The organism is Streptomyces sp. NPDC006332 (assembly GCF_040612855.1).
Taxonomy (GTDB): domain Bacteria; phylum Actinomycetota; class Actinomycetes; order Streptomycetales; family Streptomycetaceae; genus Streptomyces.
The window spans coordinates 155835-176594 of sequence record NZ_JBEXRA010000013.1; the positions used below are offsets into that span (position 1 = coordinate 155835).

21 protein-coding genes and 1 tRNA gene are annotated in these 20760 nt (G+C 69.1%); 10 read left to right on the forward strand and 12 right to left on the reverse strand.

What is annotated here, in order from left to right; all coding sequences use genetic code 11:
- The first annotated feature begins 95 nt into the window (after nucleotides 1–95).
- On the forward strand, nucleotides 96–3341 hold the full coding sequence (locus ABZ027_RS14970) for a BTAD domain-containing putative transcriptional regulator (protein WP_356768148.1): 3246 nt from the start codon (nucleotides 96–98) through the stop codon (nucleotides 3339–3341).
- Nucleotides 3342–3437: 96 nt separating this feature from the next.
- Here the strand turns inward: ABZ027_RS14970 and ABZ027_RS14975 are convergent, their stop codons facing one another.
- The 4 genes from ABZ027_RS14975 to ABZ027_RS14990 form a co-directional block, all read right to left on the reverse strand.
- The gene (locus tag ABZ027_RS14975; protein WP_356768150.1) at nucleotides 3438–4283 is read right to left on the reverse strand and encodes an ABC transporter permease; all 846 of its coding nucleotides are present in this window, start codon (nucleotides 4281–4283) and stop codon (nucleotides 3438–3440) included.
- A 78-nt stretch (nucleotides 4284–4361) separates the two neighbouring features.
- Nucleotides 4362–5339, reverse strand: a complete 978-nt coding sequence (locus tag ABZ027_RS14980; RefSeq protein WP_356768152.1) for an ATP-binding cassette domain-containing protein — start codon at nucleotides 5337–5339, stop codon at nucleotides 4362–4364.
- Nucleotides 5340–5479: 140 nt separating this feature from the next.
- Nucleotides 5480–5662: a DUF397 domain-containing protein gene (locus ABZ027_RS14985; protein WP_356768154.1), complete on the reverse strand. Its 183-nt coding sequence runs from the start codon at nucleotides 5660–5662 to the stop codon at nucleotides 5480–5482.
- A complete protein-coding gene (locus ABZ027_RS14990) occupies nucleotides 5574–6488 on the reverse strand; it encodes a helix-turn-helix transcriptional regulator (RefSeq protein WP_356768156.1) in 915 nt (304 codons plus the stop codon). Before ABZ027_RS14990 ends, ABZ027_RS14985 begins: the two co-directional genes overlap by 89 nt.
- Nucleotides 6489–6665: 177 nt before the next feature.
- Here ABZ027_RS14990 and ABZ027_RS14995 point away from each other — a divergent pair, with 177 nt between their 5' ends.
- A complete protein-coding gene (locus ABZ027_RS14995; RefSeq protein ID WP_356768158.1) occupies nucleotides 6666–7172 on the forward strand; it encodes an ATP-binding protein in 507 nt (168 codons plus the stop codon).
- A gap of 95 nt (nucleotides 7173–7267) precedes the next feature.
- Nucleotides 7268–7912 (forward strand): hypothetical protein, encoded by a 645-nt coding sequence (locus tag ABZ027_RS15000; protein ID WP_356768160.1) that lies wholly within the window; start codon nucleotides 7268–7270, stop codon nucleotides 7910–7912.
- A gap of 217 nt (nucleotides 7913–8129) precedes the next feature.
- On the opposite strand, the gene ABZ027_RS15005 is transcribed toward ABZ027_RS15000, so the two are convergent.
- From ABZ027_RS15005 to ABZ027_RS15015, 3 genes are all read right to left on the reverse strand, one after another.
- Nucleotides 8130–8459, reverse strand: coding sequence for a hypothetical protein (locus tag ABZ027_RS15005; protein WP_356768162.1), 330 nt, complete (start codon nucleotides 8457–8459; stop codon nucleotides 8130–8132).
- A gap of 80 nt (nucleotides 8460–8539) precedes the next feature.
- The gene (locus tag ABZ027_RS15010; protein ID WP_356768164.1) at nucleotides 8540–9010 is read right to left on the reverse strand and encodes a hypothetical protein; all 471 of its coding nucleotides are present in this window, start codon (nucleotides 9008–9010) and stop codon (nucleotides 8540–8542) included.
- 158 nt (nucleotides 9011–9168) lie between these two features.
- Entirely contained in the window at nucleotides 9169–9876 is a 708-nt protein-coding gene (locus ABZ027_RS15015) for a nucleotidyltransferase domain-containing protein (RefSeq protein WP_356768166.1), read from the reverse strand.
- A gap of 236 nt (nucleotides 9877–10112) precedes the next feature.
- On the opposite strand from ABZ027_RS15015, the gene ABZ027_RS15020 reads away from it, so the two are divergent.
- The 3 genes from ABZ027_RS15020 (at nucleotide 10113) to ABZ027_RS15030 (ending at nucleotide 12161) form a co-directional block, all read left to right on the forward strand.
- Complete coding sequence (locus ABZ027_RS15020; RefSeq protein WP_356768168.1) at nucleotides 10113–11234, forward strand: NAD(P)/FAD-dependent oxidoreductase; 1122 nt, start codon at nucleotides 10113–10115, stop codon at nucleotides 11232–11234.
- A gap of 295 nt (nucleotides 11235–11529) precedes the next feature.
- Nucleotides 11530–11757: a type II toxin-antitoxin system VapB family antitoxin gene (locus tag ABZ027_RS15025; protein WP_356768170.1), complete on the forward strand. Its 228-nt coding sequence runs from the start codon at nucleotides 11530–11532 to the stop codon at nucleotides 11755–11757.
- Nucleotides 11754–12161, forward strand: coding sequence for a PIN domain nuclease (locus ABZ027_RS15030; protein WP_356768172.1), 408 nt, complete (start codon nucleotides 11754–11756; stop codon nucleotides 12159–12161). The genes ABZ027_RS15025 and ABZ027_RS15030 overlap by 4 nt, the downstream gene beginning before the upstream one ends.
- A 319-nt stretch (nucleotides 12162–12480) precedes the next feature.
- Here the strand turns inward: ABZ027_RS15030 and ABZ027_RS15035 are convergent.
- A tRNA-Pro gene (locus ABZ027_RS15035) sits at nucleotides 12481–12554 on the reverse strand.
- A gap of 155 nt (nucleotides 12555–12709) precedes the next feature.
- The gene (locus ABZ027_RS15040) at nucleotides 12710–13636 is read right to left on the reverse strand and encodes a metallophosphoesterase (protein WP_356768174.1); all 927 of its coding nucleotides are present in this window, start codon (nucleotides 13634–13636) and stop codon (nucleotides 12710–12712) included.
- Nucleotides 13637–13730: 94 nt separating this feature from the next.
- Between ABZ027_RS15040 and ABZ027_RS15045 the strand changes: the two genes are divergently transcribed.
- The gene (locus tag ABZ027_RS15045) at nucleotides 13731–14195 is read left to right on the forward strand and encodes a GatB/YqeY domain-containing protein (protein WP_356768176.1); all 465 of its coding nucleotides are present in this window, start codon (nucleotides 13731–13733) and stop codon (nucleotides 14193–14195) included.
- A 213-nt stretch (nucleotides 14196–14408) separates the two neighbouring features.
- Here ABZ027_RS15045 and ABZ027_RS15050 read toward each other — a convergent pair whose 3' ends face one another.
- A complete protein-coding gene (locus ABZ027_RS15050; RefSeq protein WP_356768178.1) occupies nucleotides 14409–16679 on the reverse strand; it encodes a transglycosylase domain-containing protein in 2271 nt (756 codons plus the stop codon).
- Nucleotides 16680–17088: 409 nt separating this feature from the next.
- Here ABZ027_RS15050 and wblA point away from each other — a divergent pair, with 409 nt between their 5' ends.
- Nucleotides 17089–17427 carry a transcriptional regulator WblA gene (gene wblA / locus ABZ027_RS15055; protein WP_353692857.1) on the forward strand — a complete coding sequence of 113 codons (339 nt, stop codon included), beginning with the start codon at nucleotides 17089–17091 and terminating at the stop codon, nucleotides 17425–17427.
- A gap of 11 nt (nucleotides 17428–17438) precedes the next feature.
- Here wblA and ABZ027_RS15060 read toward each other — a convergent pair whose 3' ends face one another.
- Complete coding sequence (locus ABZ027_RS15060; RefSeq protein WP_356768180.1) at nucleotides 17439–18938, reverse strand: ArsA family ATPase; 1500 nt, start codon at nucleotides 18936–18938, stop codon at nucleotides 17439–17441.
- On the reverse strand, nucleotides 18935–19912 hold the full coding sequence (locus tag ABZ027_RS15065; RefSeq protein WP_356768182.1) for an ArsA-related P-loop ATPase: 978 nt from the start codon (nucleotides 19910–19912) through the stop codon (nucleotides 18935–18937). The genes ABZ027_RS15060 and ABZ027_RS15065 overlap by 4 nt, the downstream gene beginning before the upstream one ends.
- Before the next feature lie 96 nt (nucleotides 19913–20008).
- Here ABZ027_RS15065 and ABZ027_RS15070 point away from each other — a divergent pair, with 96 nt between their 5' ends.
- Nucleotides 20009–20167 carry a DUF4177 domain-containing protein gene (locus ABZ027_RS15070; protein WP_003967454.1) on the forward strand — a complete coding sequence of 53 codons (159 nt, stop codon included), beginning with the start codon at nucleotides 20009–20011 and terminating at the stop codon, nucleotides 20165–20167.
- A complete protein-coding gene (locus ABZ027_RS15075; RefSeq protein ID WP_356768184.1) occupies nucleotides 20164–20631 on the forward strand; it encodes a RidA family protein in 468 nt (155 codons plus the stop codon). Before ABZ027_RS15070 ends, ABZ027_RS15075 begins: the two co-directional genes overlap by 4 nt.
- Nucleotides 20632–20760 lie beyond the last annotated feature (129 nt).

Consider the following 20760-nt stretch of genomic DNA (forward strand, 5'->3'; position numbering starts at 1 on the left):
CCTTTACCAGGGGCGTCAGTTGGGTGATGCTGACTCGGCGTTGGAAGTGATCGACACGGTAGGGGCCGGTCGGTCAGAGGGGGAGGGGCGCCGTCGTGCGCGTAGAGCTGCTGGGACCGATTCGGGTGTACGCCGACGATGGGACGCCGGTCGAGGTGGGTGGCGTCCGGCTGCGGATGCTCCTCGCCAGGCTCGCCCTCGAAGAGGGCCGGACGGTGTCCGTCGACTCGCTCGTGGACGGCCTGTGGGGGGAGGAGCCGCCCGCCGACGCGGCCAACGCGCTGCAGGCGCTGGTGTCCCGGCTGCGCAGGGCGCTGCGCGGGTCCGCGGCGGTGGAGTCCGTGTCCGGCGGCTACCGGCTCCCGGTGCGGGCCGAGGACGTGGATGTTCACCGCTTCGAGGACCTGACCGCCAGGGGCAGGCGGGAACTCGCGGCCGGGCGGCCCGGCGAGGCGTCCTCGCTGCTCGGGGCGGGCCTCGGACTGTGGCGGGGCGCGGCGCTCGCTGATGTCCTCGACGCCCCTTTCGCCGGGCCCGTCGCGACCCGGCTCGACGATCTGCGGACCGCGGCGGCCGAGGACCGCTTCGACGCCGAGCTGCGGCTCGGCCGGTACGGAGAGGTGCTGGTCGACCTCGAAGCGGCCGGAACCGAGCGGCCGTTGAGCGAGCGGGTCGCCGCACTGCGGATGCGGGCGCTGTCCGCGGCCGGACGGCAGTCCGACGCCCTCGCGGTGTACGAGGCGATACGGGAGCGGCTGGACGACGAACTCGGCGTCCTTCCGTCCGGCGAGCTACGGGAGGTCCATCTCGCCCTGCTTCGAGGTGAGTTGGAGACACCCGTCGAGCGGGCCGAGGCCGTCGCGAGCCGCCTCCCGGCCAGGCTGACGAGCTTCGTCGGCCGTGACGACGAACTGAGCAGGCTCGGCGCGCAGTTGGTCCACAACCGGCTCATCACCATCGTCGGCCCCGGTGGCGCGGGCAAGACCCGGCTCTCCTTCGAAGCGGCCACCCGGGACCGTGCCCACGCCCGCGGCCGCGTCTGGTTCGTGCCGCTCGCCGGTGTGAGCGCACCGGACCAGCTGGCCGACGCGGTACTCGGCGCCCTCGGCTCCACCGACGGCCGCCTCTACGACGCCGGCCAGGGGCAGCGGGCCACCCCGGTCGAGCGCATGGCCCAGCTCTTCGGCAGCGGCGACGCCCTGCTCCTGCTCGACAACTGCGAGCACCTCGTCGAGGCGGCCGCGGAACTCGCCGCCGAACTCCTCGACCAGCTCCCGGAGTTACGGCTCCTCGTCACCAGCCGCGAGGCCCTCGCCATCACCGGCGAGACCCTGTGCCACCTCGGCCCCCTCGACGTACCGACGGGATCACCGGAGCCCGCCGAGGCCGCGCAGTCGCCCGCCGTACGCCTCTTCGTGGACCGGGCCGCCAAGGTCCGACCGGACTTCACGCTCGACGACGTGACCATCGACCCCGTGGTCGAGATCTGCCGACGGCTCGACGGGATGCCGCTCGCCCTCGAACTGGCCGCGGCGAAACTCCGCTCGATGAGCGTCGAGCAGATCGCGCGCCGCCTCGACGACCGCTTCCGCCTCCTCTCCTCGGGCAGCCGCACCGCCCTGCCCCGCCAGCGCACCCTGCTCGCGCTCGTCGAGTGGAGCTGGGACCTGCTCGACGAACCCGAGCGGATCCTCGCCCGCAGACTGTCGGTGTTCCCGGGCGGCGCGACCGTCTCCGCGCTCGAAGCGGTCTGCGCCGACCCGTCGCTGCCGGCCGCCGACATCCCGTACGTCCTGGACGCCCTGGTCGAGAAATCGCTGGTCGAAAGCGCCGACGAAGGGGCCGGCGAGCCGCGCTACCGCATGCTGGAGACGGTACGCGCGTACGCGGCGAGGCAGCTCGCCGACACCGAGTCCCACAACGCCGTCACCCAGCGCTTCGCCGCGTACTTCCTGGCCCTCGCGGAGGAACACGAACCCCGCCTTCGTACCCGCGAACAGCTGCGGGCGATCGAGGTCTTCGACGCCGAACACGACAACCTCGTCCTCGCGCTGCGCTCGGTCGCCGACGCCCGGGACGGGAACCTGGTCGCACGCTTCGCCGGGGCGATGTTCTGGTACTGGGCGATCAGGGGGATGAGCACGCAGCTCGACACTTATCTGGCGGAGGTGGGCGGGCCGGATTCCGTACGGGCACCTGATGACGGCCGTGCGCGGGACTCCGTAACGACGGGGGGTTCCGCACTCGCGAGGGGTTCCGCACCCGCGCGGGATTCCGCACCCGCGCGGGACTCCGTACGGGCAGCGGGCGGTGAACGCACGAGCACCGAGGGCGAGTCGGCGACGGCACGTGAGTTCCATCCGGCCGCACTGCTCCTGCGGATGTCCCAGGTCTCCTTCGCCGCCGGCGCGTCGGGGCCGGACGCGACCGCGGACCAGGACCCCCTGGACTCGCCCGATCCCTGGGTGCGGGCCAGCGCCCACCTGGCCCGGGACTTCGCCCTCACCGAACAGGGCGACCTGGTCACCGGCGCCGAGTCCCGGATCGAGGCCCTGCGCGGCTTCGAGGAGGTGGGCGACCGCTGGGGGCTGGTGATGAGCCTGCTCCCGATCGGCCGCGACCACTCCCTGCGCGGCGAGTATGCGCAGGCCATCGCCACCTTCGAACGGACCGTGGCACTCAGCTCCGAACTCGGCACCGAGGACTACCTCTACCTCAGCAAGACCAGACTCGCCCGCGAACGCCGCCGCAGCGGAGACCTGGCGGGCGCCTTCCGCGATCTGCACGCCGCCCACCGGGAGGCCCGCGAGCACGGACAGCTGCGCCTGGAGGCCAACATCCTCGTGGGACTGGCCAATGTGCACCGCAGAGCCGGCGACCTGGCGCAGTCCGACGCGACCCTCGACCGTCTGGAGGCGCTGAGCGTCAGGCGCCCCTCCCTCAGGGAACTGGCCCGCGACCTGATCGTCAGTACCCGTATCGAGAACCGTCTCGCCGAGGGGGACCCGGTGCGGGCCAGGGCCCTGCTGCCCGAGGCGGCCGGCGCTTTGTTCGGCCAGGGAGCGGGCGCCGCGCTCGCCTGGGTGGCCGAACTGCTCGGCGGGATAAGGACATTGGAGGGAGCTCCGGAAGACGGCGCCAGGTCGCTCGGCATGAGCCAGGTGATGCGCGGCGCCTTCGACTGGGGCGAGCCGGAGTGGCGCGAGCTGGTCGACCGCATCGTGGCGACCCTGGGCGAGGAGGGCTTCAAGAAGGCGTACGAGGAAGGGGTCGCGTACTCCCGTGAGGACGCCCTGCGGTGGCTGGAGGCGGAGACGTTGAGGGCGGCGCCGCGAGTCTGACGAGGAGCCCTGCGGTCAGGCCGGTGCGATACGGACAGCCGGGCGGGGTCCGCACCGTGGGTGCGGACCCCGCCCGGCAGGGCTGTCACCGGCGGATCATCCGGCGTTCTTGCGGTAGGCGCGCATGGCCAGCGGGAAGAAGACCACGATCACGCCGGCCATCCAGGCGAAGGTGCCGGCCAGGGAATCGGCGACCGGACCCCCGTTGAGCAGGCCGCGGACCGCGTCGGACACCAGGGAGACGGGGTTGACGTCGGACCAGACCTGGAGCCAGCCGGCCATGTCGTCCCTGGGGACGAAGACGTTGCTGGCGAAGGTGAGCGGCAGGATCAGGATGGTCATGAGGCCCTGGACCGAGGCGGGGTTCTTGATCAGCATGCCGAGGTACACCGAGATCCAGGAGAAGCTGAGGGCGAAGCCGATGAGCAGGCCGAGCGCGGCGAGCGAGGCGACCGGACCGGTCTGGACGCGGTAGCCCATGATCAGGGCGAGGACGACCAGGGTACCCAGACAGACGACGTAGCGGATGATGTCGGCGAGGACGGCGCCGATCAGGGGGCTGGACCGGGCGATCGGCATGCTGCGGAACCGGTCGAATATCCCGGTACTGGCGTCCGCGCTGAGCGAGGCGCCGATGCCGACACTGGCCTGGAAGACGGCCATGACCATGACGCCGGGAGTGACGAGCTGCAGGTAGCGGTCGGTGTCACCGCCGGACATGGCGTCCCCGAAGAGGTAGACGAACATCAGCAGGCTGATGATCGGGGTGAGGATCACGTCGACCAGCTGGATCGGCGACTTCATGAACTTGGTGACGCTGCGGCCGGCGAGCGCGAGGCTGTGCTGGGCGGTCTGCGCGAGGCCGACACGGCCGGGGAGTTCGGCGTGGGTGCGGAGCGGCTGAGTGCTGAGCGGCTGAGTGCTGAGCGGCTGGGTGCTCATGGCGGGGTCCTCTCGGGAAAGGAAGTCTGCGCGAAACGGGTGCGCGGAACGGGTGCGCGGAGCGGGTGCGCTGGGGGCTCAGACGGAGACGGGCTGGTCGGCGGTGACGGGCCGGCCGTTGCTCACGGCGGGCGCGTGTCCGGTCAGCGCGAGGAAGACCTCGTCCAGGCTGGGCAGCCGCAGGCCGAGTTCGTCGGCGGTGATGCCGACGCCGTCCAGACGGCGGGCGACCGCGGCGACCACCAGCGGATCGTCGGCCGGCACGGTGAGTACGCCGGATTCCTGGGCGGGGGAGTGCCCGGTCAGCTCGGCGAGTATCCCGGCGACCTGCGGCACATCGGCGGTCACGGTGGGCCGGACCTGGAGGATCTGGCCGCCGACGCGGCGCTTGAGCTCACCGGGCCGGCCCTCGGCGACCTTGCGGCCCTTGTCGAAGACGGTGATGGAGTCGGCGAGCTGGTCGGCCTCCTCCAGGTACTGGGTGGTGAGCAGCACCGTGGAGCCGTCGGCGACCAACTGCCGTACGACGTCCCAAACTTCCTGCCGGGCGTGCGGGTCCAGGCCGGTGGTGGGCTCGTCCAGGTAGAGCACCTGGGGCCGGCCGACCAGGGAGGCGGCGAGGTCCAGACGCCGTCGCATACCGCCGGAGAAGGTGGCGATCGGCTTGCGGGCCGCCTCGGCGAGGGAGAAGTTCTCCAGGAGTTCGGCGGCCCGCGCCTTCGCGTCACGCCGGGACAGGCCGAGCAGCCGCCCGATGAGCACCAGGTTCTCGGTGCCGGACAGGGTCTCGTCCACGGACGCGAACTGACCGGTCAGCCCGATCAGCTGCCGGACCCTGATCGGGTCCTTGACGATGTCGTGGCCGCCGATGGTGGCGTGTCCGCCGTCGGGCCGCATCAGCGTGGCCAGGATGCGCACGGTGGTGGTCTTGCCCGCCCCGTTCGGGCCCAGGACCCCGACGACCTTCCCGGCCGGAACCTCCAGATCGACGCCGTCCAGGGCGGTGAAGTCGCCGTACTTCTTGACCAGTCCCTCGGCCCGGATCGCGTACGCCATGATCAACAACTCCTCGTCAGGTCTTCGTCGTTCTCGATGACCATGACGATGCCGGGTCTCGCTGACAGGGCCCGGACACGGCGCTGACAGGGGTCGTCGACAGCTGTCAGCGCCGTGTCAGGAGGTGTCAGGGGGCGGCCTCAGGGACGCCGGCGCCCGGCCTTCACCTCACCCAAGAAGGCGGCCCAGGAGCCGGCGCCGAAGCACAACGCCGGACCGTGCGGGACCTTGCTGTCACGGACGGGCACGACGCCGGGGTGGCCGTCGGCCACCTCCACGCAGTTGCCGCCCTCCTGATTGCTGTAGCTGCTCTTGCGCCACACGACGGCGCTCAGATCGGGATGGGACTTTCGTTCCACGGTTGTAGCCCTCCATCGCGGATCGGATCATGTCGAGCGACATGAGCGGGGGCAGGGCTCCCGCCCGTAGCCGATCGTAGGTCAACGCGAAGCGCCCGACCTCGGCCGGATCCTCGATGAGTTGGCCGTAGTGCGCACCCTCCGTATAAGCGACCTCCGAGCCGTCCGGCAGCGTCAGAACCGTCAACGACCCGCCCATCACGTCGTGCTCGCCCTGGTCGAACGGCAGTACCTGCACGGTGATGTGGCGTTCCGCCGCCGCTTCGAGCAGCCGTTCCAACTGCGTACGCATCACCTCGCGTCCACCGACCGGACGTCTGAGAACCGCCTCGTCGAGCACCACCCACAGCTCCGGCCGGTCCGGCGAACCGAGCCGCTCCTGCCGTGTCATGCGGGCGGTGAGACGCTCGTCCAATTGCTCGTCACCGCTCAGTGTCACGCCGACGCTGAGAACGGCTCTCGCGTACTCCCTCGTCTGTAACAGGCCCGGCACCACGTGCGCCGAGTACTCACGAATGGACACCGCGCGCTCCGAGTACGCGATGAACTTCCGCGACCAGTCCGGGAACGTCTCCCGGTACACGTACGGCCACAACTCGACCAGCAGATTGTCCGCACCGAGAACCGCGTCGAGCGCCCGTGCGAGTTCCAGCGTCGGTTTCGCCCCGGAGGCGCGCTCGATCTGCGTGATCCGAGTGCTCACAACGTGCGTTTTCTGACCGACTTCCTCCTGGGTCATTCCGGCCGCTGTACGGAGTTTGCGCACTCGCGATCCGAACAGCGCCGCCATGGACGTACTGGGGTCAATTCCGTTGGCCAAGGCGTCACTTCCGTTCCTTACGCACCGAAAGATAAGGCTGCGTCACCTTTTGAGACTAGGGCTGTCTGCCGATGCTTGAGTACGGAACGTGGCGACTCGTGCACACAGCGAGACGCCTCAGGACTCGAAGGCAAGGACGGAAACGCTGTGCTGACAGGAACGACCAGTTATGGCGAAGGCTTTCAGAGAAGCACCGAACACCCGGCCTTCACGGCGCAGTTCACCTCCTCCCCCCGAGGCGCCAACCTCGCGCGACGCCTCGCCGTGCGGTGCATGGAGGAGTGGGGACACGCGCCGGAGTCGGACGCGTCGTGCGCGGTCGCCCTCGTCGTAGGCGAACTCGCCGCGAACGCCGTACAGCACGGCCGCGTACCGGGACACGACTTCCGTCTCAGCCTCAGTCTCGAGGAGCCGCTGGACCTGGTCCGCATCGAGGTCGCGGACGCCGCGACCGCGAAACACCCGCCCACGGCCCCGCCGTCGTCATGCCCCGAAGGCGAGTCGGGCCGCGGCCTGTTCCTGGTGGACGTCCTGTCGGTGCGCTGGGGCGCGTCCCCTCGCCACCCCTTGGGCAAGACGGTGTGGGCGGAGGTGTCGACGGTCGCCCCTTCCGTATGCTCCGCACACTCGATGGCTCTCGACGACTCTCGATGAGCTTTGCTGGGCTCGATGAAGAGCGCGAGCGGAACGCGCCTCCAACAGGCACCGCCGCACTCCCCCTCCCCCTCCCGCCGCCTAGGCTCTCCACCATGGCGAAGCGCAAGGTACGGCGGCGGGCCCGGAAGATCCTGGGCGAGGACCCCGTGGCCCTGGTCTGGTGCGAGATAGGCAAGCCGATCCCCGCGCCTCCCCAGGCGGTTCACCGAGCGGCAGGCAAAGGACGACTGAAGCCGGGGCATCCGTGGCTGCTGTACGTCGGTGGTGTCGTGTTCTTCTTCATCGTGGTGCCGATGATGCTGGTCGACAAGCTCGGCGACATGCTGAGCGGTCAGCCCTCCGGCGAGGGAAACCGCACCCGCCCCGTCACCCCGAGCGGCCGCCCTGAGAACGACCCGACCAGCCCCATCTTCGACGGTGACTGGAACCTGACCGCAGGACAGTTGCTGCTGCGCTGGTACGGCCACTCGCCCAACCCCAAACGCCTGGTGCTGCTGACCCGCGACCGCGTCTGCCTGGCCGCCTCCCCGCGCCGCACCATGTCCCCCACCAAGGCAGCCGACTTCCACACCTTTGCGGAGTTCTCCTCCGACGACACGCACATCGAGGCCGACCCGAACCAGCCGCGAGGCTACGCCACCGTCAGGCTCCGCTTCCCCGACGGTTCCTGGCTGGAGCTCCGTCGCCTGGCCGAGCCGGACGACGCGGACCATTTCCTCCGCACGATCAACACCTGACCAGCTCCGCCGGTCCGCCGAGGCGGGTGAGCCCTCGCCTTCTGCTACGGAAGACACGACCGTGCTCTGTCTCCGTCACCGACCGCGCACCTCGGACGCCCACGCGCTCGCCCTGACGGACTACGTCCCAGAACTCCCAGCCTTGGGAATCCTGACGCTCTCCTCGCGAGAGGGCGTGCCGGGCGTGGCGACGGGGCGAACGTTGTCTGTCGGGGCATTAGATCTCGATGTCGGCCTCCGGGTCCGCCCCCTCCTGGTAGCGGCCGGTGAGGACCCGTTCCCTCAGGTGTTCGATGTAGAGGGCGGTCTTGATCTCCAGCGGAAAGTCGGGCGGCCAGATCTGTCGCTCGTATCGGAAACGGCGGCCGCGGAAGGAGAACCGGGTCTCCGCGTGAACCGACGTATCCCTCTCCACGACGGCGAAGTGCTCCATGCGCCCGCCTGCCAAGCTCGGAATCCGACCCGGGACGAAGAGTGCACCGAGCCCTTCGCGTACGAGGGCGCGGAAGCGCTCGACATACTCGTCCCGCGTCTCGTTCACGTCCACGGGTGACATCCTCCGAGACCTCCTACGAACTGCACGCGGATATCGTCAGGCGGCGCAGTTGTGTGCTGCACCGCACCGCATTACCGGCGATCGGCACTCAGATCGCGGCGAAGCACCTCACGCGCCGCCCGTGTCGCGTTTCCGTGAGCTTCCCTGGCGGTGTTGTACTCGCTGGACGTGAGTCCGTGACCATGGGCCAGCACCTCCCGTACCTCACGCAGCGTGTGGTACGACGCTGTCACCGCGACCTCGACTTCGTTCGAGACGTCCATCAGGAACATGCGTTCTCGGGCCTCATCGCACCCGGAGGCACGGAAAGCCTCTCGCACGCCTGCCGCCAGCTCCGCGGACGTCTGACCGTCCGTGACCACGCCCCGCATGGCCTCGTGAGCTCGCCGGATCGTGACGATGCAGTCGACGTACAAGTCCCGGCGATCTTGGAACACGCGATCAGCGACAGTGCGGCGCCAGCGAATGTGTTCCACACTCAAGGTCGCGCCGGCTCCCCCCACGATGCCAACAGCGGTAGTTGCGACCGTTATCCAGCTCATCCCACCGATTCTGCCTTGTCCCGGGCGGGCCAGTAGGCCGGCCGTAGATCGTGACCGCAACCGTGCCGACGCAGCCGCACACCACGCACCGGCATCCGGCATCCGGCGATCGCGAATCCGCGCCTGGAGTCGCAGCCGAGGGGTGCCGTGACGTGCCCTCACGGCGTCCCACCACCACGCCTGTAGCCCTCCCACAACCGGCCCCCGACCCGCTCCAGCACCTCGTCCACCACACCGACGAGAGAATCGTCCCGCCCCTCCAGCACCTCACGAACGGCGTGCTGCAGACGCGTGCCGAGCCCCGGCGCCGTGGACTCCAGGCGCCGTGCCAGCCACTTCCCGCCTCCACCCCAAGACCCGCCCGAGATCAGCGCCAACTCCCCTGTCCGGCGGACCAGTTCAGTGGCGATGAACAGCCGCTCGCTCTGGTCGGCACTCCCCGAGAGATCGTCGAGGAGGTCGGTGATCGCGTAACGGCGGTCCTCGACCGCGTCAGCCGGCACAGGCGGCGGTCCTGCCGCGGTCAACCTCCGGGCTTCGTCCTTGAGTCGCGCCCCAGCTCCGTCGGTGTCGAGGAGCAGCAGCCCGTCGGCACACATCCACAGGAGGGGTGACCGGCGCTTACGTATTTCTCGTCCGACGTACGCGTACCAGCTCTCCTCGGTGTGCACGAACAGCTCCACCGGCCAGTCATCGTGCCGGAAGCTCGCCCGATACGGGGCCGGGGCTCCATGCAGGAGCACAACGATGTCGAGGTCAGAGGTCGCCGTGCGGCGGCCTGTCACGACGCTGCCTCCCAGGAACGCCGCGCGAGCGTCAGGATGGTGTTCCTCCACAACGGCACGCGCAGCGTCAATCGCATCCATGTCGCAACTATCAGCACCCTGTGGTCAGCGCGCACCCGCATTTCGCTCCCGTACGGCCCCCGCAGGTCCACACAACGACTGTTCACCTGACAGCCGACTGATCTGGGGTGTCGGCGCCATGTCGGAGCACTGTCGGGGCTGTCGGTCGGATGTCAGTGGCTCGTCGGCGGGAGTTGGCACCTTTCCAGTGACGGCAGGCCGGAGCTCACCGGCTGCCCGATCCCGAAGGAGCCACCATGCACACCCCCGTCACGATCATCGGCGCCGGACTCGGCGGACTCACGCTGGCCCGCGTCCTGCACGTCCACGGCGTCCCGGTCACGGTCTACGAGGCCGAGTCCTCCCCCTCGGCGCGCGCACAGGGCGGATTGCTCGACATCCACGACTACAACGGGCAGCTCGCACTCAAGGCGGCCGGCCTGATGGACGAGTTCCACGCCATCGTCCTGGAGGGCCGCCAGGCGCTGCGGATCCTCGACCGGGACGGGACCGTGCGGTTCGACCAAGCCGACGACGGCACGGGCGGACGCCCCGAGGTGCAGCGCGGCGACCTGCGACGGGTCCTGCTCGACTCACTCCCGGCAGGCACCGTGCGGTGGGGGCACAAGGTCAGCCGCATCCGTGCCCTCGGCGAGGGGCGCCACGAGGTGACGTTCGCCGACGGCGCCACCGTCGTCACCAGCCTGCTGGTCGGCGCGGACGGCGCCTGGTCAAGGGTCCGGCCGCTGCTGTCCACCGCCACACCCGAGTACATCGGCAAATCAATGGTGGAGACCTACCTGTTGCACGCCGACACACGCCACCCGGCCACCGCGAAAGCGGTCGGCGGCGGAATGCTGATCGTTCCTTCGCCAGGCAGGGAGATCTTCGCTCACCGGGAAAAGGACGACACCCTGCACGCCTACGTGGGGCTGTCCGAGCCGCAGGACTGGTTCGCCGCCATCGATTTCGCCGATGCCGCCACAGCCACCGCGCGGATCGCGCAGGAATTCGACGGCTGGGCGCCGGAGCTCACCGCGCTGATCACGGACAGCGACGTCCCGCCGGTCCTGCGCCCCCTCTACACCCTGCCGTCCGGGCACCGATGGGACCGGGTGCCGGGCGTGACCCTGCTCGGCGACGCCGCCCACCTCGCGGCACCCAACGGCGAGGGCGCCAACCTGGCCATGCTCGACGGCGCCGACCTCGGCGAAGCCCTCGCCGCCCACCCCGACGACATCGAAACGGCGCTCACCGAGTACGAGCAGATCATGTTCCCCCGCAGCACCGAGCCCGTCACCGACGAGATGCCCGGCATCGACTCCCCCCACAACACGGCCCAGGGCCTGATCGACTGGTTCAGCGAGAAGGGCCACTGAGCCGGGTCATGCAGTAGCTCCGGCCACCGTTTCCTGCCGTGACCCCGGAGCATGACCGCCTTCGAATCGGCGCGCCCCGGAGCCGTAGCCGCGCAGACAGACACGCAGCAACGCCAGAGGGCCCTTGCTTACCCGACAAGGGCCCTCTGACCTGCTACTCAGCTGTTGGGGCGGCGGGATTTGAACCCTGGGGTGCTCGTCGGTCGGCAAGCGTCAGACTGGTTCCGACCATCCTCCACGTATACATTCGATCATGTATATTGATACACTAGTTGATGTATACGGAGGTGGGCTCGTGAGCAGAACCGTCATCGATCTCGACGACGACGCGTTGGACGCCGCAGCGAAGGAGCTGGGCACTTCCACGAAGCGGGACACCATCAACACCGCCCTACGTGAGATCGTCGCACGCAACCGTCGCTTGCGTGCCCTGCATGAGCTGCAGGATCTCGCGGATGAAGGCGCCCTCGACGCCGAATTCCTCCTGGACAAGCGCAACTATCGAGGTGGTTCCGCCCGGTGAGCGTTGCCGACTACCTCATCGATACGTCGGCCCTGGCTCGCGTTGTGCTGCGTCAGGCAACCGAAGAGTGGGAGCAGAGGATGGGCGCCGGTCTGATCGCCCTGTGCGACCTCACCGAACTGGAAGTCCTCTACTCCGCACGTTCCGCGACAGACCGCGAGGCCATCCAGGAACGGCTGAACCAGTTCACCTGGTGCCCCATGCCCGACGGCATCTACCGGCGCGCCCGCGTCGTCCAGCGCGAGCTCACCACCAAGGGTGAGCACCACAGCGCCGGAGCCGTCGACCTCCTCGTGGCCGCAGCCGCAGAGGAAGCAGGACTCATGCTGCTGCACTACGACCGCGACTTCGAAACCATCGCCCGCACCACCGGGCAGCCGGTCCGAACGATCGACCTCAAGTAGCCGCGCATCTCCCCGACCCACCGCCACCGCAGACCCCCCGACCTCCGCTATACCGATGGCCGTGCCCTCCAGGCTCTCCCACAAGATCAGGTACTTGAGGGGCTGGAGCCGCACGGGCTACCGGTTTCGCCGAGTGCCCATTCCGCGGCGGGGCCTCTGCCCGCAGTGCGTCGGCGTCGCGTCCTGGAAGCAGGGCACGCGCCTACCGGGGACGCGCCCTCGGAAGCCACGTTTCGAGTCGGCTCCCAAGATGGCCCCACAAACCACTCAGGGGCCCGACCCGCGATGCGGATCAGGCCCCTGAACTGGTACTGCACTGTCGGGGTGGCGGGATTTGAACCCACGACCTCTTCGTCCCGAACGAAGCGCGCTGCCAAGCTGCGCTACACCCCGATTGTCGCTGCTCGTCGCGGCGACGTCGTTTACTTTAGCCCACTGGTGGCTGGAGACGAAATCCGGTTTTGGTGCGGGGGCAGGTGGGGCTCGGGGAGGCGTGGTCCAGGGCGACCGAGGGTACCGGGGGCGTGCCCGGCGCCCGGCCCTGTCGGCTACTCCCGCCCCACCAACGTCAGCAGCGTGACCTCCGGTGGGCAGGCGAAGCGGACCGGCGTGTAGCGGTTGGTGCCGCAGCCCGCCGATACGTGGAGGTACGCCGTACGGCCCTGGGCCGCGTGCTTCGACAGGCCCTTCACCCGGTCCACGTCCAGGTCGCAGTTGGTGACGAAGGCGCCGTAGAAGGGGAGGCACAGCTGGCCCCCGTGGGTGTGGCCGGCCAGGATCAGCGGATAGCCGTCCGCCGTGAACGAGTCCAGGACCCGCAGGTAGGGGGCGTGGACGACGCCCATCGAGAAGTCGGCGGTGCCGGACGGGCCGCCGGCCACCTCGGGGTAGCGGTCCCGTTTGATGTGCGGGTCGTCCAGGCCCGTCAGCTCGATCGACACGCCCTCGATCTTCAGCGCGCCGCGGGTGTTGGTCAGGTTCTGCCAGCCCGCCGCGTCGAAGCCGTCACGCAGGTCCTCCCACGGGTTGTGGACGGCGTTGACGGCGGGAGCGTTGCCGTTCAGTCCGTGGCGGCCCTGGGCCTTCTCGAACAAGTACCGTGCGGGGTTGCGGAGTTTGGGGCCGTAGTAGTCGTTGGAGCCGAAGACGTACGCCCCCGGGAACTCCATCAGCGGGCCGAGGGCGTCCAGGACCTCAGGCACGCCCTCCGGGTCGGAGAGGTTGTCCCCGGTGTTGATCACGAAGTCGGGGCGCAGGCCCGCCAGCGAACGCAGCCACCGCTGCTTCTTGCGCTGGCCGCCGACCATGTGGATGTCCGAGACCTGGAGTACGCGCAGGGGGCGCATTCCGGACGGGAGGACGGGGACCGTCACTCGTCGGAGGCGGAACGAGCGGGCTTCAAAGCCCGCCGCGTACACCAGACCGGCGGCGCCGGCCGCCGCGATCGACAGAGGTACTCCGTATCGCGCTCGCATACGTCCATCGTGTCAGACCCCGACCGTACCCCGTGCGCCTACGCCCCTTAAATGAGCGGGCGTGCGGGCCGCGACACCTGCGACAATCAAACCCATGACCACGCTCAAGTCGAAGCTGCAGGACGACCTCAACTCCGCCATCAAGGAGCGCGACGAGCTCCGCTCCTCGACGCTCCGGCTGACGCTCGCCGCGATCACCAAGGAGGAGGTCGCCGGCAAGACCAAGCGCGAGCTCTCCGACGACGAGGTGCAGAAGGTGATCACCCGCGAGGCGAAGAAGCGCCGCGAGGCCGCGGACGCCTTCGCGCAGGGTGGCCGTCCGGAGAGCGCCGAGCGGGAGAAGGCGGAGGGCGAGGTCCTCGCCGCGTACCTGCCCAAGCAGCTGTCCGACGAGGAGCTGCACGAGATCGTCGCCCAGGCCGTCTCGGAGGCGAAGGCGGCCGGTGCCGAGGGGCCGCGGGCCATGGGCGCGGTCATGAAGATCGTGAACCCGAAGGTGGCCGGCCTGGCCGAGGGCGGCCGCGTGGCCGCCGCGGTCAAGAAGCTGCTGGCCGGCTGAGAGCAGATCGCTCGCTCCCGCAGGGGGAGCGGCAGAAGGTGGACGGCCCCGCTGCTTGCGTGAGGCCCGTAGGAGGAAGCGGTTTTCCGCCGCCGTGACATGAGGTCGTGACCTGAGGCCGTGACCTGAGGTCGTGACCTGAAAAGGGGCCCGGCAGATGCCGGGCCCCTTCTCATGGCGCCCCGGTGAGAACGGTCGGGGCGCGAGGACCTGTCAGCCGCGCCTTCCGCCGTTGCCGTTGCCCTGGAAGAAGCCGTCGGGGAAGCTGAAGGTGGGCGTCGGCTGGCCGCCGCCGTTCGCGCCGCCGTCGGTCAGGCCGCCGATGAGGCCGTTGCCGTCACCGTTGTCACCGTCGCCGTTCCCGTTGCCTTTTCCCTTGCCCTTGTCCCCCTTGTTGCCGTCGTTCTTCTTGGGGTCCGGGATGTTGACGAGGTTGAAGGTCTCCACCGGCTTGCCGTCCAACGCGCCGGCCATGGCGTCCCGCCAGATCGGGCCGGGGGTGTCACCGCCGTAGACCTCGGCGTGGTAGGTGCCGCCGATGGTGATGTCGGTCATCTGGACCTTCTGGGTGCCGCTGCCGACCCAGACGGCGCCCGACATGTTCGGGGTGTAGCCGACGAACCAGGCGTTCTTCCGCAGGTCCGTCGTACCCGTCTTGCCGGCGCTCTCCCGGCCCGACAGCCCGGCCAACTGGCCCGTACCGGAGTCGACCACGCCGCGCAGCAGCGTGTTTATGGTGTCCGCGGTCTTCTCGCTCATCGCGCGCGAGCACGTCGACTTGGGCACCTCGAGCGACTTCTTGTCGCCGGCGACGGTCTGGGTGATCGACTCGATCGCGACCGGGGTGCAGTACATGCCCCGGCTGGCGAAGGCCGCGTAGGCGCTCGCCATCGTCAGCGGCGACAGACCCGTCGAACCGAGCGTCATCGACGAGGGCACCTCGGGGACCTTGGTGCCGTTGCCCTGCACCACGCCGAGCGCGTCGGTCATCTTCACCACCGGGCACATGCCGATCTCGGCGAGCATCTCCACGAAGTAGGTGTTGACCGACTTGGCCATGGCCTCCTTCAGCGCGTAGGGACCGACCTCGGTCTCGCTCTCGTTCTCGAGCTTGTAGCCCTTGTCGTTGATCCAGGGCTTCCCACTGCAGGACTGCACCTTCGCCGGGTACGGCATCTGGTACGGCGCGGGGTACTCCTGCGTGGGAGGCTTGCCGTCCTCCAGCGCCGCCGCGGCCAGGAACGGCTTGAACGTCGACCCCGTCGGGAACCCGAAGTTGGAGCCGCCCATCGCCGCGTTGACCGAGAAGTTGTACTCCGTCTCGTTCTTGCCGTAGCCGAAGGGCTTGGACTGGCCCATCGCGAGGATCTTGCCGGTACCGGGCTCGACCAGCGTGGAGGCCGCGGCCACCTTGTCGCTCTTGTAGACGTGGTCCTTGATCGACTTCTCGACCGAGTCCTGAGCCTTGGGGTCGAGCGTCGTCCGTATGGTCAGACCGCCCTGGTTCCAGAGCTTGGCCCGCGCCTCCTTGGTCTTGCCGAAGGCCGGGTCGCTGAGGAACACCTTCCCGATGTACTTGCAGAAGAAGCTGGCACCCCGCACGGCCGTGATGCAGCCGTTCCTGGGCTTGCTGACCTTCAGGCTCAGCGGCTCCTTCATCGCCTTGTCGGCCTCGGCCCGGGGGACGTCGCCGACCTCTGCCATGCGCCGCAGCACGGTGTTGCGCCGCTTGGTGGCCTCGGCCTCGTCGTTGATCGGGTCGTAACGGCTCGGCGACTGCACGATGCCGGCCAGCAGCGCCGACTCGGCGAGGGTCAGGTCCTTGGCGTGCTTGGAGAAGTAGCGCTGGGCGGCGGCCTCGACGCCGTAGGCCTGCTGGCCGAAGAACGTGATGTTCAGGTAGTTCTCGAGGATCTTCTTCTTGCCGAGCTCCTCCTCCACCTGGATCGCGTACTTCAGCTCCTTGATCTTGCGGCCGAGCGTCTGCTGGGTGGCCTGCGCGACCTTCGTCGGGTCGTCACCGGCCTCCTCCACGAAGACGTTCTTCACGTACTGCTGGGTGAGCGTCGAGGCGCCCTCCGAGACGCCGCCGCTCTGCGCGTTCTTGTTGAGCGCGCGCAGCACGCCCTTCAGGTCGATCGCGCCGTGCTGGTAGAAACGCGAGTCCTCGATCGCGACGATCGCCTTCTGCATGTACGGCGAGACGTCCTTGAGCCCGACCACTGTGCGGTCGCGCGAGTAGACCGTGGCGATCTGGCCGCCGTCGGCGTCGAGGATCGTGGTGCGCTGGCTCAGCGGCGGTGTCTTCAGGTTGGCCGGGAGCTCGTCGAAGCTTTCCACCGACCCCTTGGCTGCGAGCCCCAGTGCGCCCGCCGCGGGCAGCGCGATGCCTGCCATCACGGCTCCCGCGAGGACACTGACACCGAGGAACTTCGCGGCCTGCTGCGTGGAGGACAGTCCACCGCCCGAACGCTTCTTTGGCATGGGGGCAGCCTACGTTCTCATTCGCCGGACACGCGTGCAGGCCTTGGCCTAAGCTGCTCTCAACTGTCACAGCTGTAGGGCTACGTATCAATACGTCCGGCGACCCCGAATCGTTCCGGAGGTTCCCCAACTTTTTTGGCGGGGGCGTGTCCGAATCCGCCTTGTGTGTCACCTGGTGCCCGTTGTGACGCAACATAACTGTCCCGGTTTCGCCGGGATAGTCACGTATGTCGTCAGCTCACTCCCCCGGGTGATCTGCCGCTTCCCCATAGTCCGTTCGGGCCATTCAAGATTGGGCCCGAAGGGGGTGTTGCGCTGTGCCCACCTTCCGTAACGTCCTCAACTGGCTGCGGTGAATATGCCGCTGCCGCCGTGGGGGAGCCTCGATTCGGGAGAGGACGGCGCCGGTATGGGCTGGGTAGTCGACTGGAGTGCGCAGGCGGCCTGCCGCACTACCGATCCGGATGAACTGTTTGTTCAAGGAGCAGCGCAGAACAGGGCCAAGGCGGTTTGCACCGGCTGCCCGGTGCGCACGGAGTGCCTGGCCGACGCGCTCGACAACCGCGTCGAGTTCGGTGTGTGGGGAGGGATGACGGAGCGGGAGCGCCGCGCACTGCTGCGCAGGCGACCGACCGTTACCTCCTGGCGCCGACTGCTGGAGACCGCGCGTACGGAGTACGAGCGGGGGGCGGGCATCCTGCCTCTCGACGACGACGAGGTCTACGAGCACTACGCGGCGGTGAGCTGAGGCCCCCCGCCTCAGGTGTCTGCCCCGGTCTCGGGCAGTTCCGGCCGCTTGGCCGCGAGTCTGTCGCCGATGTCCCGCAGCCCCGTGAGGTCGTGGACGTCGCCGGGCAGTGCGGCCACTTCGGCCACCGCCACCTCGGGGTGGCGCGCGGTGAAGCGGTCACGGGTGCGCTGCTCGCGGGAGAGCAGCCGCATGCGCTCGGCGTGCAGTCTCAGCAGGCCTGCGGTCAGTTGTTCGACGGATCGTTCCTGGTCATGCTTCGGGTGGTCCTGCGGTGCGGGTTCTTGCCCTGGGGCGTCCTGAACCGTGGTGTCCTCAACCGTGGCGGCCGGGTTCGTGTCGTCCTGGTCCGTGGCTGTGGGGGAGCCTTCGGCGGGAGCAGGAGGTTCTGAACTGCCGGACGTGTCGGGAGAGTTACGAACTGCTTTCCCGTCCCCCTGATCCACAATGCGGGGCTCTTCAAGATTTTCCGCGGCGGCGAGTGCCCGTTCGGCCGACAGGTGGGTGGCGCCGCTGCCGTGGACACGGTTGAGCACCAAGCCGGCCAGCGGCATGTCCTCGGCGGCCAGCCGCTCCACGAAGTACGCGGCCTCCCGCAGCGCGTCCCGCTCCGGCGCCGCGACCACCAGGAACGCCGTCCCGGGCGCCTGGAGCAGCTTGTACGTCGCGTCCGCGCGGGTGCGGAAGCCGCCGAAGGTGGTGTCCATCGCGGCCACGAACGTCTGGACGTCCTTGAGGAGCTGGCCGCCGAGCAGCTTGCCGAGGGTGCCGGTCATCATCGACATTCCGACGTTCAGGAACTTCATCCCGGCGCGGCCGCCCAGCTTCGCCGGGGCCGTCAGCAGCCGGATCAGCCGGCCGTCCAGGAAGGACCCCAGGCGCTTCGGGGCGTCCAGGAAGTCGAGCGCCGAGCGGGACGGGGGCGTGTCGACGACGATCAGGTCCCAGGTGTCCCTGGAGCGCAGCTGCCCCAGCTTCTCCATCGCCATGTACTCCTGCGTGCCTGCGAAGCCCGCCGAGAGCGACTGGTAGAAGGGGTTGTTCAGGATCGCGGCGGCCCGCTCCGGATCCGCGTGCGCCTCGACGATCTCGTCGAAGGTGCGCTTCATGTCCAGCATCATCGCGTGCAGTTCGCCGTTCGCGGCGTCGTTGACGCCCTTCACTCGGCGGGGGACGTTGTCGAGCGAGTCGATGCCCATCGACTGGGCGAGGCGGCGGGCCGGGTCGATGGTGAGGACTACTACCTTCCGGCCGCGCTCGGCCGCCCTGAGGCCCAGCGCGGCGGCGGTGGTGGTCTTTCCGACGCCGCCGGAGCCGCAGCACACCACGATGCGGGTCTCCGGGTCGTCGAGGAGGGGATCGATGTCGAGGACGCGGGTGGGGGAGAGGTGGTGGCGGGGGGCGTCTTGAGCGTGCGGGACGTTTTGACGGGGCGGGGTGTCTTGAGCGTGCGGGGCGTGGGCTGGGTCTTGTGGGTGGGGGGTGCTCTGCGGGTGTGTGTTCGGGCTCATGACATCCCCTGTTCCCGCAGGTCGGTGGCCAGTTCGTAGAGGCCCGCCAAGTCCATCCCCTCGGCGAACAGTGGCAGTTCGTGCAGTGGCAGGTCCAGCTCGCCGAGCACCACCCGCTGCTCGTGCTCCAGCGCGTACCGTTCGGCGTACTCGTCGGCCTGCGCCACCAGCGGATCGATCAGCCGCTCGGCGTTCCCGCCACGTCGTGCGCCGCCGAGCCCGGCTGCCGACAGAGAGCGGGCGACGGCCGTCCGCGGGGCCTTCCGTACGAGTTCCAGGTCGGCCGCGTCCAACACCTCCGGCCGCACCATGTTCACGATGATCCGCCCCACCGGCAGCCTCGCGGACCGCAGCTCGGCGATCCCGTCCACCGTCTCCTGGACGGGCATCTCCTCCAGCAGCGTCACCAGGTGCACCGACGTCTCCGCCGACTTCAGCACCCGCATCACGGCCTGCGCCTGATTGTGTATCGGGCCGATCTTGGCGAGTCCCGCGACCTCGTCGTTCACGTTGAGGAAGCGGGTGATACGGCCGGTGGGGGGTGCGTCCATCACGACGTAGTCGTAGGCGAACCGGCCGCTCTTGTCCTTGCGGCGCACTGCCTCGCAGGCCTTGCCTGTGAGGAGTACGTCTCTCAGGCCGGGCGCGACGGTGGTGGCGAAGTCGATCGCGCCGAGCTTCTTCAGGGCTCGGCCCGCGCTCCCCAGTTTGTAGAACATCTGGAGGTAGTCCAGAAGGGCCAGTTCGGGGTCGATGGCCAGGGCATACACCTCCCCGCCCCCGGGCGCGACGGCGATCTTGCGCTCCTCATAGGGAAGCGCTTCCGTCTCGAAGAGCTGCGCGATGCCCTGCCGACCCTCGACCTCGACGAGAAGCGTCCGCTTCCCCTCGGTGGCGAGGGCCAGCGCTAGGGCTGCGGCGACCGTGGTCTTTCCGGTCCCGCCCTTGCCGCTGACGACCTGGAGCCTGCTCACGTATTCGAGCCTAACCAGTCCGCGCGCGGGCTACGCCGGAGGCTGTGGACAAACGTGGCTGCGGATGCGGAGTGGGCAGCGGCTACAGTCGGCCGCATGACCAAGTGGGAATATGCAACCGTGCCACTGCTCGTCCACGCCACGAAGCAGATTCTGGACACCTGGGGCGAGGACGGCTGGGAGCTTGTCCAGGTCGTGCCCGGGCCGAACAACCCCGAGCAGTTGGTGGCCTACCTGAAGCGGGAGAAGGCGTGAGCGCGGTCGAGGCTCGGTTGGCCGAGCTGGGCCTTCGTCTTCCTGATGTCGTGCCGCCGCTGGCCGCGTACCAGCCGGCCGTGCAGTCGGGCGTGTACGTGTACACGTCCGGCCAGCTTCCGATGGTGGACGGGAAGCTTCCGGTCACCGGGAAGGTGGGTGCGGAGGTTACGGCCGAGGAGGCGAAGGAGCTGGCGCGTACGTGTGCGCTGAACGCGCTGGCCGCGGTGAAGTCCGTGGCCGGTGACCTCGACCGTGTCGCGCGTGTCGTGAAGGTGGTCGGGTTCGTGGCCTCGGCGTCGGACTTCACGGGGCAGCCGGGTGTGGTGAACGGCGCGAGTGAGTTGCTGGGTGAGGTGCTGGGCGACAAGGGCGTGCACGCGCGGAGTGCGGTGGGGGTGGCGGTGCTGCCGTTGGATGCGCCGGTGGAGGTTGAGGTGCAGGTGGAGTTGACCGGGGCGTAGGTGCGGGTGCGTGGTGCGCCTGCCGTTCGGGGGTGGGTCGGGGCCGGGTCGGGGGTGTCCGTCCTCGGAACGTCGCGGAATCGGTTTCAGTTCTCGCGCCCCTTGCCCCTCTCTGTTCGATCCACACGC

Bases quoted from the DNA above. Each gene is read 5' to 3' on its own strand.
- ABZ027_RS14975 (WP_356768150.1), bottom strand. From the start codon at position 4,283: ATGAGCACCCAGCCGCTCAGCACTCAGCCGCTCAGCACTCAGCCGCTC.
- ABZ027_RS14980 (WP_356768152.1), bottom strand. From the start codon at position 5,339: ATGGCGTACGCGATCCGGGCCGAGGGACTGGTCAAGAAGTACGGCGAC.
- ABZ027_RS14990 (WP_356768156.1), bottom strand. From the start codon at position 6,488: ATGGCGGCGCTGTTCGGATCGCGAGTGCGCAAACTCCGTACAGCGGCC.
- ABZ027_RS15000 (WP_356768160.1), top strand. From the start codon at position 7,268: ATGGCGAAGCGCAAGGTACGGCGGCGGGCCCGGAAGATCCTGGGCGAG.
- ABZ027_RS15010 (WP_356768164.1), bottom strand. From the start codon at position 9,010: ATGAGCTGGATAACGGTCGCAACTACCGCTGTTGGCATCGTGGGGGGA.
- ABZ027_RS15015 (WP_356768166.1), bottom strand. From the start codon at position 9,876: ATGGATGCGATTGACGCTGCGCGTGCCGTTGTGGAGGAACACCATCCT.
- ABZ027_RS15020 (WP_356768168.1), top strand. From the start codon at position 10,113: ATGCACACCCCCGTCACGATCATCGGCGCCGGACTCGGCGGACTCACG.
- ABZ027_RS15040 (WP_356768174.1), bottom strand. From the start codon at position 13,636: ATGCGAGCGCGATACGGAGTACCTCTGTCGATCGCGGCGGCCGGCGCC.
- ABZ027_RS15045 (WP_356768176.1), top strand. From the start codon at position 13,731: ATGACCACGCTCAAGTCGAAGCTGCAGGACGACCTCAACTCCGCCATC.
- ABZ027_RS15050 (WP_356768178.1), bottom strand. From the start codon at position 16,679: ATGCCAAAGAAGCGTTCGGGCGGTGGACTGTCCTCCACGCAGCAGGCC.
- wblA (WP_353692857.1), top strand. From the start codon at position 17,089: ATGGGCTGGGTAGTCGACTGGAGTGCGCAGGCGGCCTGCCGCACTACC.
- ABZ027_RS15060 (WP_356768180.1), bottom strand. From the start codon at position 18,938: ATGAGCCCGAACACACACCCGCAGAGCACCCCCCACCCACAAGACCCA.
- ABZ027_RS15070 (WP_003967454.1), top strand. From the start codon at position 20,009: ATGACCAAGTGGGAATATGCAACCGTGCCACTGCTCGTCCACGCCACG.